The organism is Curtobacterium sp. AB451, assembly GCF_050585845.1.
GTDB lineage: Bacteria > Actinomycetota > Actinomycetes > Actinomycetales > Microbacteriaceae > Curtobacterium.
The window spans coordinates 466,006-479,777 of the sequence record NZ_JBOBQG010000002.1; the positions used below are offsets into that span (position 1 = coordinate 466,006).

13 protein-coding genes are annotated in these 13,772 nt (G+C 73.1%); 8 read left to right on the forward strand and 5 right to left on the reverse strand.

Annotated features, from left to right (window positions below; genetic code table 11):
* Nucleotides 1–36: 36 nt before the first annotated feature.
* Nucleotides 37–594, forward strand: a complete 558-nt coding sequence (locus ACQXVK_RS06070) for an FHA domain-containing protein (protein ID WP_187290551.1) — start codon at nt 37–39, stop codon at nt 592–594.
* On the opposite strand, the gene ACQXVK_RS06075 is transcribed toward ACQXVK_RS06070, so the two are convergent.
* From ACQXVK_RS06075 to ACQXVK_RS06095, 5 genes are all read right to left on the reverse strand, one after another.
* A complete protein-coding gene (locus ACQXVK_RS06075) occupies nt 567–1,358 on the reverse strand; it encodes an oxygenase MpaB family protein (RefSeq protein WP_402266886.1) in 792 nt (263 codons plus the stop codon). The two genes, ACQXVK_RS06070 and ACQXVK_RS06075, sit on opposite strands and share 28 nt — an antisense overlap.
* A gap of 56 nt (nt 1,359–1,414) precedes the next feature.
* Nucleotides 1,415–1,822 (reverse strand): hypothetical protein, encoded by a 408-nt coding sequence (locus ACQXVK_RS06080; protein ID WP_022908336.1) that lies wholly within the window; start codon nt 1,820–1,822, stop codon nt 1,415–1,417.
* A gap of 40 nt (nt 1,823–1,862) precedes the next feature.
* Nucleotides 1,863–2,156 carry a hypothetical protein gene (locus ACQXVK_RS06085; RefSeq protein WP_022908335.1) on the reverse strand — a complete coding sequence of 98 codons (294 nt, stop codon included), beginning with the start codon at nt 2,154–2,156 and terminating at the stop codon, nt 1,863–1,865.
* 30 nt (nt 2,157–2,186) lie between these two features.
* Nucleotides 2,187–2,609, reverse strand: a complete 423-nt coding sequence (locus ACQXVK_RS06090; protein ID WP_022908334.1) for an ester cyclase — start codon at nt 2,607–2,609, stop codon at nt 2,187–2,189.
* 229 nt (nt 2,610–2,838) lie between these two features.
* On the reverse strand, nt 2,839–4,467 hold the full coding sequence (locus ACQXVK_RS06095) for a RecQ family ATP-dependent DNA helicase (protein WP_430853025.1): 1,629 nt from the start codon (nt 4,465–4,467) through the stop codon (nt 2,839–2,841).
* Between the two features lie 181 nt (nt 4,468–4,648).
* Between ACQXVK_RS06095 and sucC the strand changes: the two genes are divergently transcribed.
* The 7 genes from sucC to ACQXVK_RS06130 all read left to right on the forward strand — a co-directional run bounded on the left by sucC (nt 4,649) and on the right by ACQXVK_RS06130 (nt 13,746).
* Nucleotides 4,649–5,818 (forward strand): ADP-forming succinate--CoA ligase subunit beta, encoded by a 1,170-nt coding sequence (gene sucC / locus ACQXVK_RS06100; RefSeq protein WP_430853026.1) that lies wholly within the window; start codon nt 4,649–4,651, stop codon nt 5,816–5,818.
* Nucleotides 5,819–5,829: 11 nt separating this feature from the next.
* The gene (gene sucD / locus ACQXVK_RS06105) at nt 5,830–6,717 is read left to right on the forward strand and encodes a succinate--CoA ligase subunit alpha (RefSeq protein WP_416394415.1); all 888 of its coding nucleotides are present in this window, start codon (nt 5,830–5,832) and stop codon (nt 6,715–6,717) included.
* A gap of 139 nt (nt 6,718–6,856) precedes the next feature.
* Complete coding sequence (locus tag ACQXVK_RS06110; protein ID WP_430853027.1) at nt 6,857–8,968, forward strand: cell division protein PerM; 2,112 nt, start codon at nt 6,857–6,859, stop codon at nt 8,966–8,968.
* Between the two features lie 23 nt (nt 8,969–8,991).
* Nucleotides 8,992–9,585, forward strand: a complete 594-nt coding sequence (gene purN, locus ACQXVK_RS06115) for a phosphoribosylglycinamide formyltransferase (RefSeq protein ID WP_022908329.1) — start codon at nt 8,992–8,994, stop codon at nt 9,583–9,585.
* Nucleotides 9,582–11,216: a bifunctional phosphoribosylaminoimidazolecarboxamide formyltransferase/IMP cyclohydrolase gene (gene purH, locus ACQXVK_RS06120; protein ID WP_430853028.1), complete on the forward strand. Its 1,635-nt coding sequence runs from the start codon at nt 9,582–9,584 to the stop codon at nt 11,214–11,216. The genes purN and purH overlap by 4 nt, the downstream gene beginning before the upstream one ends.
* Before the next feature lie 142 nt (nt 11,217–11,358).
* Nucleotides 11,359–11,565, forward strand: a complete 207-nt coding sequence (locus ACQXVK_RS06125; protein ID WP_148287049.1) for a hypothetical protein — start codon at nt 11,359–11,361, stop codon at nt 11,563–11,565.
* Between the two features lie 357 nt (nt 11,566–11,922).
* Nucleotides 11,923–13,746, forward strand: a complete 1,824-nt coding sequence (locus tag ACQXVK_RS06130; protein WP_430853029.1) for an ABC transporter ATP-binding protein — start codon at nt 11,923–11,925, stop codon at nt 13,744–13,746.
* Nucleotides 13,747–13,772: the final 26 nt, after the last annotated feature.

Sequence of the window (13,772 nt, forward strand, 5' to 3'; positions counted from 1 at the left end):
GGGAGCCCCCCGGCGGTTCGACGATACTTGATTCCGTTGCATCTCGCACCAGGTGGGGACAAGAACCAGAACGAGGGGTACACCGTGGCACGACGTCGCAGGGACGAGGGGGCGCCGGAGCGTCCGGTCGTGACGAGCGCCGAGGTCGAGCGCGATCGACAGGCCGGGCACCTGTCGCGAGCGTGGGTGCTGCCGAGCGCTCCGGTGTCCGACCGTGAGCCCGATGCCGTTGTGCACACCGACCAGCCGCTGCCGACGATCGGCGTGGTCCCCCGCCTCGTCCTCGAGGTCGCACCGGGCAACGTGGTGCCGCTCGACCAGCCGGTGGTCCTCGGGCGCAGGGTCGCGACGGCGCCGGGGCGGCGAGCGGTGCTGCTCGACGACCCGGGTCGTTCGGTGTCGCGCGAGCACGCGGCGATCCGGCCGACGGGCGACGGCGGGCTCGTGGTCGAGGACCTCGGCTCCGCGAACGGCACGGTCGTGGTCCGGGCGTCCGGCGCGCAGGAACCGAGCGTGGGCGGCGCGCAGGTCGTCGCCCGCCCCGGGGACGTGGTGATGGTCGGCGACTACGCGATCCGGGTCCTGGCCGGCTGAGCCCCGGCCGCGTGGCGCCGCATCGCCCGCAGGAGCAGCGGCCCCGGCAGCCGCAGCAGCCACCCCGGGACGACCGCCCGGACGACCCGGACCAGACGAACGGTCCGCCGGAAGCGCCGCTGTTCGCGCGGCCCCCACGCGAACCCGTACTGCGACCGGAGGGCATCCGGGAGCATCCCGACCGTCACGACCCGCACGAGCGGCATGGCGGCCCGCACCCACAGCGGCGCGAACCGCGGGTGCAGCAGGTCGCGCACGACACCACGGGCGTCGTCGGTGACGCGGAGCCCGGCGAGCGTGCGCGTCCAGTACCGCTCGAAGTCCGCCACCGTCGCGGGCCACCGGTCCGCTGGTACCCGCAGTGCCGTGCCGATCGGGGCGTAGGCGGCGAGCACGCGCTCGGCGACCTCCGGTCCGGCGGGTGTGCCGAACAGCTCGTGGGCGTGCATCGCGGAGTCGTACAGGGTCGCGGCCACCCACAGCTGCCGGTCCACGTCGTCGGCGCCGGCGACCGGTCGGTGCGCGCGCGTCACGAACGAGGCGGCGACGGCTGCGTCGGCCTCGGTGCCGACGACCACCGCGTACACGAACATGAGGGTGTGGGCGAGCCGCTGCTGCGGTCGTCGCGCGAAGTCCGAGTGCCGCCGCACCCCCGCTGCGACCACGGGGTCCGCGATCTGGAGCAGGATGGCGCGGCCGCCGGCGGCCACCGGCGTGCTGTCGGCGAGGAACCGACGCAGGTCGCGTTCCGGGACCCCGCCCACGGGCGGACTGGAGGGACGGTGCGGGCCCGGCCCCGCGCCTCCCGTCCGGTGCCCGCTCACGGTCGTGGTCCGCGCCGTCCGGCGCGGAGGCGGGGGAGTGCGTCGACCACGATCGCCGCGGCGAGCGCGAGTGTCCCGCCCACCAGGGCGGCGACGAGGAACGCGGGGCTCCCGACCTGCCCCGTCGCGGCGGCGATCAGGGCGGCGACCAGCCAGATCGACGGGAGCGGCCAGAGATGACTCGGCGACCCGGCGACCACCGCGAGCAGCACCCCGGCCACCACCAGCGGGACCCAGAGCACGTTCGTGCCGCACGGTGGTCCGTACGTGCCGGGGCCGCAGTCGGTCACACCGGACCGGACACCGGTGTGCGCTGCGGCCGCGACGAGCAGGAGCGAGGCGAGGGCCAGCAGCCGAGCCACGGCGGGCATGCGGCGGACACTGGCCTGGACGCGTCGGAGCACGGCCCGATCGTACTGGGCCGTGCTCCGCGGGTGGCGCTGGTCAGAGCGGCTTCGTGCCGAGGTCGTTCCCGAGGTCGGGACGGTCCTCGTCACCGTCGTGCTCCCACAGGTCCGGAGCACCCTCGCGCGGGGAACCGCCGGTCGGTCCGTCGTCGGTGCCGTCACCGGGCTGCGGCTCGACGGTCTCGCCGGCGACCGCGTCGTTCGTGACGGTCTCGAGGGACTCTTCGGACTCGTCCACCTCGTACGGGCCGACGTGCTCGCGGTCGACGTCGTCGTCGCGACGCTGCTGGGCGTCGAAGTCGTCGACGGGGCTGATGCCGGGGTCGCTCATGGTGGTTCCTCTCGTCGTTTCCGGTCCTGTCTACTCGCCCTGCTGGCCGCCGAGGCCCAGCTGCTGGGCGAGGCCCTGCTCGTCCGTCGCACCCCAGCGCTCGACGATCTTGCCGTCGCGGAAGCGGGACACCTGGATGCCGCGCACCTCGAACGACCGGCCGGTGGGCTCGTGCCCCTGGAACGGACCGGTGTGCGTGCCACGGATCGTGAACACCGCGGTGACGTGGTCGTCGGTGACGATCACCGGGTCCGGGACGAGCTCGAGGTCGGGGAACGCGGTGGTGAACGCACGCCAGAAGTCGACGATGCCGGTCAGGCCGGGTGCCTGGTCGGGAGCCGGGTCGTGGTCGACCACGTCCTCGGCCCAGACCTCGCCGAACCGGTCGAAGGCCCGGTCGGAGATGATGCCGCCGAGGCGTTCCTGCGCGGCCTGGTTGACGTCCTTGCTCATGGTGTCCTCTCGTCGCCGGGCCGGTCTCCCCGGCCCGGCGTCCTGCGTACCCGGTGCCCGGTCCGAGGCGGCGCACAGGCCGGGGTACGGCTGTCCGACAGACGCACACGGGGTTCGTCGTTCACCTGCTGGTCACCCGGGAGCCACCCCGGCCGTGCACACTCACCGTGCTCGGGGGAGTGGAGCGCGGTCGCCGACGGGTGGTCGAGCGACCGCGCCTTCCCCCGCATCAGACGCGTTCGAGCAGCCCGCGCTCCGCGACGTCCACGAGGGCGAGCGTCCGGTACCCCACGGAGTCGAAGAACACGGTGAGCCGGTCGTCCTCGGTGCTCATCACGGTGCCGCGACCCCACTCGGGGTGCTCGACCTCGGCGTCCGGCGGCCACTCGGCGTCGTGCGAGCCGTCCGCGGCGTGTGCTCGGCGGGCGGACCCCGACGAACAGGTGTCGCAGTTCCCGCACGGTTCCGGGAGCTCGTCGCCGAAGTAGCCGAGCAGGAACTGCCGACGGCACTCGTCGGTCTCGGCGAACCGGCGCACCATCTGGATCCGGGACTCCTCGATCCGCTCCCGCTCGTGGGCGTGCTCCTTCGCACGGTCGGCCGCTGCCGCGGCGGTCCTCGGGCCACCGTCGACCCGGTGGAGCCCGTCTCCGCCGTCGGCGAGGACCCCGGCCTCGACCAGGGTGTTGGCGGCTCGGCCCGCGGTCCGGGCCGCGAGACCCGATCGCTCGGTGAGCTCCGACCGCGCGACGGCCCCGCCGTCCGCCGGCACGGCGTCGTACACCGCGCGGAGCGAGGCCGGCCGCGGGCTCCCGGAGGCGAAGAACCGCCGGATTCCGAGGTCCTCGGCGCGGTAGTGCATCGTCGCGAGTGCCGGCTCGCGGTCGCGCCCGGCCCGTCCGACCTCCTGGTAGTACGCGTCGACGGACTCCGGCACGTCGGCGTGCACCACGAACCGGACGTCGGGCTTGTCGATCCCCATGCCGAACGCGCTCGTGGCGACCACCACGTCGACCTCGCCGTCGAGGAAGGCGTGGTGCACCGCCTCGCGGTCCCGTGCCCGGAGTCCCGCGTGGTACGGCTTCGCGCGACGGCCGCTCTCGACCAGTTCGTCGGCGAGCACCAGGGTCTCGGCGCGGGTGGCGACGTACACGATGCCGGCGCCCTCGAGCCCGACGACCTGCCGCACGAGTGCGGTGCGCTTGCCCTCGTCGTCCTCGTGGCGGACCACCTCGAGCCGCAGCTCGGGCCGGTCGAACCCGGTGGCGACGACGAGCGGGTCGCGCATGCCGAGCCGCTCGACGACCTCGGTCCGGACCGGCATGGACCCGGTGGCCGTCATCGCGAGCACCGGTGGACGGCCGAGCCGCTCGACCACCTCGCCGAGCACGAGGTAGTCGGGCCGGAAGTCGTGCCCCCACGAGGACACGCAGTGCGCCTCGTCGACCGTGACGAGCGACACCCCGACGTGGCGCAGTCGCTCGACGACCTCGTCCTTCGCGAGCTGCTCCGGGGCGAGGAACACGTACCGCACCGATCCGTCGCCGACGGCGGCCCAGGCGGCGTCGAGGTCTCGGCGGGAGTGCGTGGCGTTGACGGTCACGGCGCGCGGGGCCTCCGGGTGGTCCTCGAGTCCGACGACCTGGTCCTCCTGCAGCGCCACGAGCGGGGACACCACGACGACGAGCCCGTCGAGTGCGAGTCCGGCGACCTGGTAGATCGCCGACTTCCCGGAGCCGGTCGGCATCACGGCGAGTGCGTCGCGGCCGTCGAGGACGGCGTCGACGAGGCGTTCCTGCTCGGGGCGGAGGGTCCAGCCGAAGACGTCGGCGGCACGGGTACGGAGTGCGGTGTCCATCGAGTCCACCGTGCCGAGCGCTCCCTGGGGGACCGGACGACGAGTGCGCGCACCGGACGTCCACGCAGCGGCGCTAGGCTGACCGTCGGCCGTTGTCTCGACATCGAGCGACCCTCGATGTCGAGTGTGGCGACCGGGTAACCGATGCCGATCGCACGAACCGTGCGGGAAGAAGAACAGCGTGGATCTTTTCGAGTACCAGGCCAGGGACCTCTTCGAGTCCTACGGCGTCCCCGTGTTGCAGGGGATCATCGCCGACACCCCGGACGAGGCGAGGGCGGCGGCCGAGGAGATCGGTGGCGTCGTGGTCGTCAAGGCCCAGGTGAAGGTCGGCGGTCGCGGCAAGGCCGGTGGCGTCAAGGTCGCCAAGACCCCGGACGAGGCCCACGAGCACGCCCAGGCGATCCTCGGCCTCGACATCAAGGGCCACACGGTCGAGCGGGTCATGATCGCCCAGGGTGCGGACATCGCCGAGGAGTTCTACTTCTCCGTGCTGCTGGACCGGGCGAACCGCTCCTACCTCTCGCTCACGAGCGTCGAGGGCGGCATGGAGATCGAGCAGCTCGCAGTCGAGAAGCCCGAGGCCCTCGCCCGCGTCGAGGTGGACCCGCTCACCGGGATCGACAAGGCCGCCGCGCTCGAGATCGCCGCGCAGGCGAACTTCCCCGAGGCGCTCCGCGACCAGGTCGCCGACGTCTTCGTGAAGCTCTACGACGTGTACAAGGGCGAGGACGCCACCCTCGTCGAGGTGAACCCCCTCGTCCGCACGGGCGACGGCCAGATCCTCGCGCTCGACGGCAAGGTCTCGCTCGACGAGAACGCCGACTTCCGGCACGAGGGCCACAAGGCGCTCGAGGACACCGCGAGCGAGGACCCGCTCGAGGCCAAGGCGAAGGCGCACGGCCTCAACTACGTCAAGCTCGACGGCCAGGTCGGCGTGATCGGCAACGGTGCGGGGCTCGTCATGTCGACGCTCGACGTCGTCGCCTACGCCGGTGAGCGCCACGGCGGCGTGAAGCCCGCGAACTTCCTCGACATCGGCGGCGGCGCCTCGGCCGAGGTCATGGCCAACGGCCTCGACGTCATCCTCGGGGACCCGCAGGTGAAGAGCGTCTTCGTGAACGTCTTCGGCGGCATCACCGCCTGCGACGCCGTCGCGAACGGCATCGTCGCCGCGCTCGGCATCCTCGGCGACGCGGCCACCAAGCCGCTCGTCGTGCGCCTCGACGGCAACAACGTGGAAGAGGGTCGCCGGATCCTGGCGGAGGCAGCGCACCCGCTGGTCACCGTCGCCGCGACCATGGACGACGCGGCCGAGCAGGCCGCCGAACTCGCCGCCGCAGCGGCCTGAAGGGACTGACCATGTCGATCTTCCTCAACAAGGACTCCAAGGTCATCGTCCAGGGCATCACCGGCGGCGAGGGCACCAAGCACACCGCGCTCATGCTCAAGGCCGGCACGCAGGTCGTCGGCGGCGTGAACGCCCGCAAGGCCGGCACCACCGTCACGCACGGCGACGTCGAGCTCCCCGTCTTCGGCACCGTCCGCGAAGCCATCGACACCACCGGCGCCGACGTCTCGATCGTCTTCGTGCCGCCGGCGTTCGCGAAGGACGCCGTGCTCGAGGCCATCGACGCCGAGATCCCCCTCGTCGTCGTCATCACCGAGGGCATCCCGGTGCAGGACTCCGCCGAGTTCTGGGCGCACGCGAAGGCCAAGGGCGGCACCACCCGCATCATCGGCCCGAACTGCCCCGGCATCATCACGCCCGGTGAGTCGCTCGTCGGCATCACCCCGGCGACGATCACCGGCAAGGGCCCGATCGGCCTCGTCTCGAAGTCGGGCACGCTGACCTACCAGATGATGTACGAGCTCCGTGACCTGGGCTTCTCGACCGCCATCGGCATCGGCGGCGACCCCGTCATCGGGACGACGCACATCGACGCGCTCGCCGCGTTCGAGGCCGACCCCGAGACCGAGGCGATCGTGATGATCGGTGAGATCGGCGGCGACGCCGAGGAGCGCGCGGCCGACTACATCAAGGCGCACGTCACGAAGCCCGTCGTCGGGTACGTCGCGGGCTTCACCGCTCCCGAGGGCAAGACGATGGGCCACGCCGGCGCGATCGTGTCCGGCTCCGCCGGTACCGCCGAGGCGAAGAAGCAGGCGCTCGAGGCCGCCGGCGTCAAGGTCGGCAAGACGCCGTCCGAGACGGCGGCGCTGCTCCGCGAGGTCGTCGCGAGCAAGTAGCGGTCACGACCCGTCACGGGTCGGACGGGAGGCGCGGTGCCGGCTGGCACCGCGCCTCCCGTCGTGACGCGGGGGGACGTTCGCCCCGCCGCCGCGCGGCTCCCCGGCGAAGCGGACATCGGCACGTATCCTCGCTGCGATGAACCGCCTGGGAACCGCACTGCTCGCCGCGATCGAGGCGGTCGTGACGGTCGGCGTCGGCCTCGGGATCGCGCTCGTCCCGCTGACCCTCCTGTGGGGCTTCGAGTACGGGCTGCAGGTCGACTGGGACGTGTTCTGGAAGGCCACGGGGAGCGTCTGGCTCGTCGGGCACGGCGTCGACGTGTCGTTCCTCCTCGGTTCGGCCCTCGCGAAGTCGTCCGGGGTGACCGGCGCCGCCGACCCGATCCACGTGACCCTGACCGCGCTCGGCTTCGCCCTCGTCACCGCGTGGCTCGCCGGACGAGCGGGGCGCCGGTTCGCCGAGACCGACCACCGCACGACGGGCCTGCTCGTCGGCACCGGTGTCGTCGCCGTCCTCGGGCTCCTCGTCGCCCTGTCGTCACGCTCGGGCGCGACCGTGCCGACGCTGTGGCAGGCGATCGTCCTGCCCGCCCTCTGGTTCGGGATCCCCGCGCTCGTGACGAGCGAGGTGTGCCGACGGCGACGGGGCCTGCCGGCCGATCCGCTCACGCAGCGCGTGCTCGACGGGCTCGAACGCGTGCCGGCCACCTGGCGTGCCGTCGGGGCGTTCGGCCTGCGCGCGGGCACCGCTGCGACCGCCGTGGTCGTCGCGGTCGCCGGGGTGGTCGTCGCCGTCCTGCTCTTCGCGTCCTTCGCCGAGGTCATCTCGCTCTACGAGCGGTCCCACGCCGGCATCGTCGGCGGCGTCGCCCTGACGGTCGGACAGCTCGCCTTCCTGCCGGACTTCGTGGGCTGGGCGACCGCGTGGCTCGTCGGGCCGGGGTTCGCGATCGGGACCGGTTCCAGCGTGTCGCCGATCGGCACGACGCTCGGCCCGATCCCCGGCCTGCCGGTGTTCGGGGCGCTGCCGGCGTCCGGGCACACCTTCGGGCTCGTCTGGGTGCTCGTGCCCGTCGTCGCCGGGTTCGCCGCCGGCGGGCTCCTGCGCCCGCGGCTCGTCCGGACGCTCGGCAGCGCCGACTCGGCGCTCCACCGTGCACTCGGCGGAGTGGCGGCCGGCGTCGTCGCCGGGGTGCTGACCGGGTTCGTCGCCTGGCTGTCGTCGGGGTCGTTCGGCCCCGGTCGCCTGGCCGACGTCGGTCCGCACGCGCTCGTCGTCGGGGCCTTCGCCGCCCTCGAGGTCGGCGTCCCGGCGGTGGTCGCGCTCGCAGCGGGCAGCGACCTCGTCCGGGTGCCGGAACGGATCCGGGCACGCGAGCAGTGGCACGAGGTCGAGGACGATCGTGCCGACGCGGACGCCGACACCGCCGAGGGCTCGCTCCTCGCCGCACTCGACCGTGCCGGAGCCGGTCGGACCACCGACGTGCACCGCTTCGTCGTCGAGGAGGCGCACGGCGACGCCGCGACCGGCGCCGACCAGACCCGTGCTCCGGCCCGCCGGGACCCGGGCGAGCGGGCGCGTGCCGCCGCCACGCGGACCGACCCCGACGAACGGGTCCCGGTCCGCGCTGCCGCCGCCGACGCTGCCCCCGACGAGCGGGACCGGACGACGGACCCGACCCCCGCTCGGACGACGGGCGCCGCGACGATCGCCCCCGGGACGACCCCCGGGACGACCGCTGGCGACGTGGCGGCGTCGAGCCGCGCCTCCCGGACCGCACCCGACCCCGCGCCGGACCGCGACCCGGACGCCGACGTCGAGCTGCCGGAGTGGGCCCGCACCGACGTGGTCGCCGCCGACCGGGTGCCCGCCGACCGCGCTGCCGACCGCTCCCGGGGCACCGGCCGCGGTGGCGTCGGCGCGATCCGCGACCGCCTGCGCGGAGCGGCCGACGGCGTCCGGGAACGCGTCGGCGACCTGCGCGACCGGGCGACCGGCGCCGACCGCGAGCCGGAGCAGCCCGCAGCACCCGTGCCGCACGCGCCCGGGACCGAGCCGCAGCCCGCGTTCCCGTGGAGCACCGAGGAGTTCGTCGCCGGCCGCGACGACGCCGACGACGACCACGGCGGCGTCACGACGAGTGCAGCACCGTCCGCGCCGGCGGCCCCGCAGCAGCGGTGGGACGCCACGGACCAGATCCCCGAGGACGAGCTGCCGTGGTGGCGCCGCCCCAAGGACGACCGGTGACCGCGGCCCGGTAGGGTTGTCCCGTGCTCGAACTGGTCGTCCTGATCTCCGGTGCCGGCTCGAACCTGCGGGCCCTGCTCGAGGCGACCCTCGACGCGGAGTACCCCGCGCGGGTCGTCGCCATCGGTGCCGACCGCGACGCCGAGGGACTCGGCCTCGGCGAAGAGTTCCAGATCCCCACCTTCACGGTGCCGTTCTCGCGCTACGAGACGCGCGCCGCGTGGGGGGAAGCCCTCGCCGAGCAGATCCGCCCGTGGACGCCCGACCTGCTCGTGCTGTCCGGGCTCATGCGGCTGCTCCCGCCCGCGGTGGTGTCCGAGTTCGCGCCCGCCGTCATCAACACGCACCCGGCCTACCTGCCCGAGTTCCCCGGAGCCCACGGCGTGCGGGACGCCCTCGCCGCCGGTGTGGAGCAGACCGGTGCGAGCGTGATCCAGGTCGACGACGGCGTCGACAGCGGCCCGATCCTCGCCCAGGAGCGCGTCCCCGTGCTCCCCGGCGACTCCGAGTCGACGCTGCACGACCGCATCAAGCCGGTCGAGCGACGCCTGCTCATCCAGACCATCCTCGACATCGCCAACGGCACCACCGACCTGAAGGGCACCCCGAGCGCATGAGCGTGCACGCAGCCGACCCCAGCCTGTACCGCGACCGGGACCTCGTCCCCGTGCGGCGGGCGCTCATCTCGGTGAGCGACAAGTCCGGCCTGCTCGAGCTCGCCGGGGCCCTCGCCGACGCCGGCGTCGAGATCGTCTCGACCGGTTCCACGGCCGGAGCGATCCGCGACGCCGGGTACGCCGTCACGGACGTCTCGAGCGTCACGGGCTTCCCGGAGTCGCTCGACGGCCGCGTCAAGACCCTGCACCCGTCGGTGCACGCGGGCCTCCTCGCCGACCTCCGCCTCGAGTCGCACGAGCAGCAGCTCGCCGAGCTCGGCATCGAGCCGTTCCAGCTCGTGGTCGTCAACCTGTACCCGTTCGTCGAGACGGTGGCCTCCGGCGCCGACACCGCGACCGTCGTCGAGAACGTCGACATCGGTGGCCCGGCGATGGTCCGGGCCTCGGCGAAGAACCACCCGAACGTCGCGATCGTCGTGTCGCCGTCGTGCTACGCCGAGGTGGTCGAGGCCGTCCGTGCGGGCGGGACCACGCTCGAGCTCCGGAAGCGCCTCGCCGCCCAGGCCTTCGCGCACACCGCCGCCTACGACACCGCCGTCGCCGGGTACTTCGCGAGCGACGTCGTGGCAGCGGCCGCGGCACCGACCACCAGCGGGGACACCGAGACGCCCGGCAGCTTCGACGAGCACCTCACGGTGGACGCCGACCTCGCCGCGACGCTCCGGTACGGCGAGAACGCGCACCAGGCCGCGGCGCTGTACACGAGCGCCGGTGGGACCGGGATCGCCCAGGCGGCGCAGCTGCACGGCAAGGAGATGTCGTACAACAACTACGTCGACGCCGATGCCGCCGTCCGCGCGGCCTACGACTTCGCCGAGCCCGCCGTCGCGATCATCAAGCACGCCAACCCGTGCGGCATCGCGATCGCACCGGCTGACGCCGCCGACCCGATCGCCGCCGCGCACGCCGCCGCCCACGCCTGCGACCCGCTCTCGGCGTTCGGTGGGGTCATCGCCGCGAACCGTCCGGTGACGAAGCAGATGGCCGAGACGGTCGCGGACATCTTCACCGAGGTCGTCGTGGCCCCGGCCTTCGACCCCGAGGCGATCGAGATCCTCTCGCGGAAGAAGAACATCCGGCTCCTCACGCTCCCGACCGACTTCGCCCTCGCCCCGCGCGAGGTCAAGCAGATCTCCGGCGGGTTCCTCGTGCAGGACGCCGACCGCTTCACCACGTTCGACCAGTCCACGTGGACCCTCGTCGCCGGCGCACCGGCGGACGAGCAGACGCTCACCGACCTCGCGTTCGCGTGGAAGGCGAGCCGTGCCGTGAAGTCGAACGGGATCCTCCTGGCGAACCAGGGGGCGAGCGTCGGCGTCGGCATGGGCCAGGTGAACCGGGTCGACTCGTGCCACCTCGCGGTGAGCCGTGCGGGGGAGCGGGCCGCGGGCGGCGTCGCGGCATCGGACGCCTTCTTCCCGTTCGCGGACGGCCTGCAGGTCCTCCTCGACGCGGGTGTCCGCGCGGTGGCGCAGCCCGGCGGCAGCGTCCGCGACGACGAGGTCATCGCCGCGGCGACGGCGGCGGGCGTGACGATGTACTTCACGGGCGAGCGCCACTTCTTCCACTGAGTCGAACAACCGGCAACTCCGGAAAACGCTTGCGCACCACGTTCGACTGTGAATAGTCTGTAAGGCTCCGCGACAGGCACGCCGACGGCCCCAGTGTCCACCACAGACACCGGCCGGCGGCACCGCGGACACAACGGTGACGATGACGACGACTGGAGTGACGATGAACACGACGACCGGAACCGTGGCGACGGCTGCCCGTGCGGGTCTCGTGCTCCTCGTGGGGACCGCTCCCGACGCACGACCGTTCGGCGGGACCCGTGGCATGCGCCCGCGTCCCGCGTCCGCGGCCGTCGCGCCGTACCCCCACCGGGGTGCGCCCGCCGCCACGGCACCGCTGTCCGCGTAGGGCTGCCTCCCACAGCCAGCGACGAGTCGACGGGACCGCCCGACGACGACGAGCACGCGACGAGCCGCCGCGACACCAGCGACGACGACGAGCACGGGCCCGCGCGAGCCCACGCCTGAACCCGGGGGACGACACGCTCCCGGTGCACTCCGACCGAACCGACGCCGCGTCCGACGCGGCGGCGGGCGACCGCGACGCGGACCGAGCACGCCTCACCAGGGCGTGCACGGCCCGAGGACGCGACCGACCCGCTCGGCCGACGACCACCACGCAACGGACACCGAGCCTCCAGACCGGCGGCTGCGACAGCAGCGACCGATCCAGAGGGTCTCGGCACGACGCACGAGGACGCAATCCATGTCCAAGACGCCAGACCAGGCGCGCCCGTCCACCGACCGCCCCTCGACCTTCCGCGCCATCGCGCGGATCTACCCCTACGTGAAGCCGCACCAGCGGCGCCTCATCGGCGGCATGTTCGCCGCCATGGGCGCCTCCCTGGTCGCGCTCGCGATCCCCTACGTCCTGCAGTGGCTCGTCGACGGGCCGCTGTCCTCCAAGGACTCCGCACAGATCTGGCCGGCCGGCCTCGGCGTGCTCGCGCTCGGCGTGCTCGAGGCGTTCTTCATCGCCTCGCGCCGCCGACTCGTGATGCGCCCGTCGACGCGCATCGAGACGAGCATGCGGAACGCGCTCTACGCGAAGCTGCAGGACCTGCCGGTCGCGTTCCACGACCGCTGGGAGTCCGGACAGCTGCTGTCCCGCTCCGTCTCCGACCTGTCGTTGATCCGACGGTGGCTGGCGTTCGGCGTCGTGCTGCTCGTGGTCAACATCGTGACCATCGTGGTGGGCTTCGTCGTGCTGTTCACCTTCGGGTGGCTGCTCGGCCTGGTGTTCCTCGTCGCGTCCATCCCGCTGTGGATCAACGGGCTGCTGTTCGAACGTCGGTACTCCGTCGTCGCACGCCGCAGCCAGGACCAGGTCGGCGACCTCGCCACGAGCGTCGAGCAGTCGGTGCACGGCATCCGCGTGCTCAAGGCGTTCGGTCGCGGGCGCTACAAGCTCGACGAGTTCAGCGAGCAGGCCGAGGCCCTGCGCGGGACCGAGATCGAGAAGGCGAAGGCGATCGCGAGCATCTGGCTGTGGCTGCTGCTCGTGCCGGACGTCGCGTTCGCGCTCTGCCTGCTCGCCGGCATCTGGCTCGCCTCGCAGGGGGAGCTCTCCGTCGGGCAGCTGTTCGCGTTCTTCGCGACCGCGACGGTGCTGCGGTTCCCGATCGAGTCGATCGGCTTCCTGCTCTCGATGACGTTCGACACCCGCACCGCGGTCGACCGCTTCTTCGAGGTCATGGACTCCGAGAACACGATCACCGACCCCGAGTCGCCGAAGACCATCGTCGAGCCGCACGGAGCGCTGTCCTTCAACGGGGTGCACTTCCGCTACCAGGACTCCGCCCCGCAGTACCCGGACCTCATCAACGGCGTCGAGCTGCAGCTGCAGCCGGGCGAGACCATGGCGCTCGTGGGGCTGACCGGCTGCGGCAAGACCACGCTGCTGTCGCTCGTGCCGCGGCTCTACGACGTCACCGGAGGCTCGGTGACGATCGACGGGGTCGACATCCGCGACCTCACCCGCGAGGAGCTGCGGCGGCACGTCGGCGTCGCGTTCGAGGACGCCACGCTGTTCTCGACGACCGTGCGCGAGAACGTGCTGCTCGGTCGCCCCGACCTGTCCGGCGCCGAGGCCGAGGCGGTCATGCGCGAGGCCCTCGACATCGCGCAGGCGTCCTTCGTGGACGATCTGCCGGACGGGGTCGACACCCGTGTCGGCGAGGAGGGCCTGTCCCTCTCCGGCGGGCAGCGGCAGCGCCTGGCGCTCGCCCGTGCGATCGCGGCGCGGCCGTCGGTGCTCGTCCTGGACGACCCGCTGTCCGCGCTCGACGTCGACACCGAGGCTCGGGTCGAGGCCGGCCTCCGCCGCGTCCTCGCCGAGACCACGTCGCTCATCGTGGCGCACCGCCCGTCGACCGTGACGCTCGCCGACCGGGTGGCGCTCATGGAGAACGGCATCGTCACCGCCGTCGGCACCCACTCGGAGCTGATGGCCACCAACGACCACTACCGCTACGTCATCTCGTCGCTCGACGAGGACGACGCCACCGCACGAGAGGGGGCGATGGCATGAGCCAGCAGGAACAGCAACTGCCAGCC

What these genes read in the sequence shown, in the direction of transcription:
- ACQXVK_RS06130 (WP_430853029.1), top strand. Translation starts at nt 11,923, where the DNA reads ATGTCCAAGACGCCAGACCAGGCGCGCCCGTCCACCGACCGCCCCTCG.
- sucD (WP_416394415.1), top strand. Translation starts at nt 5,830, where the DNA reads ATGTCGATCTTCCTCAACAAGGACTCCAAGGTCATCGTCCAGGGCATC.
- ACQXVK_RS06090 (WP_022908334.1), bottom strand. Translation starts at nt 2,609, where the DNA reads ATGAGCAAGGACGTCAACCAGGCCGCGCAGGAACGCCTCGGCGGCATC.
- ACQXVK_RS06125 (WP_148287049.1), top strand. Translation starts at nt 11,359, where the DNA reads ATGACGACGACTGGAGTGACGATGAACACGACGACCGGAACCGTGGCG.
- ACQXVK_RS06085 (WP_022908335.1), bottom strand. Translation starts at nt 2,156, where the DNA reads ATGAGCGACCCCGGCATCAGCCCCGTCGACGACTTCGACGCCCAGCAG.
- purH (WP_430853028.1), top strand. Translation starts at nt 9,582, where the DNA reads ATGAGCGTGCACGCAGCCGACCCCAGCCTGTACCGCGACCGGGACCTC.
- ACQXVK_RS06095 (WP_430853025.1), bottom strand. Translation starts at nt 4,467, where the DNA reads ATGGACACCGCACTCCGTACCCGTGCCGCCGACGTCTTCGGCTGGACC.
- ACQXVK_RS06110 (WP_430853027.1), top strand. Translation starts at nt 6,857, where the DNA reads ATGAACCGCCTGGGAACCGCACTGCTCGCCGCGATCGAGGCGGTCGTG.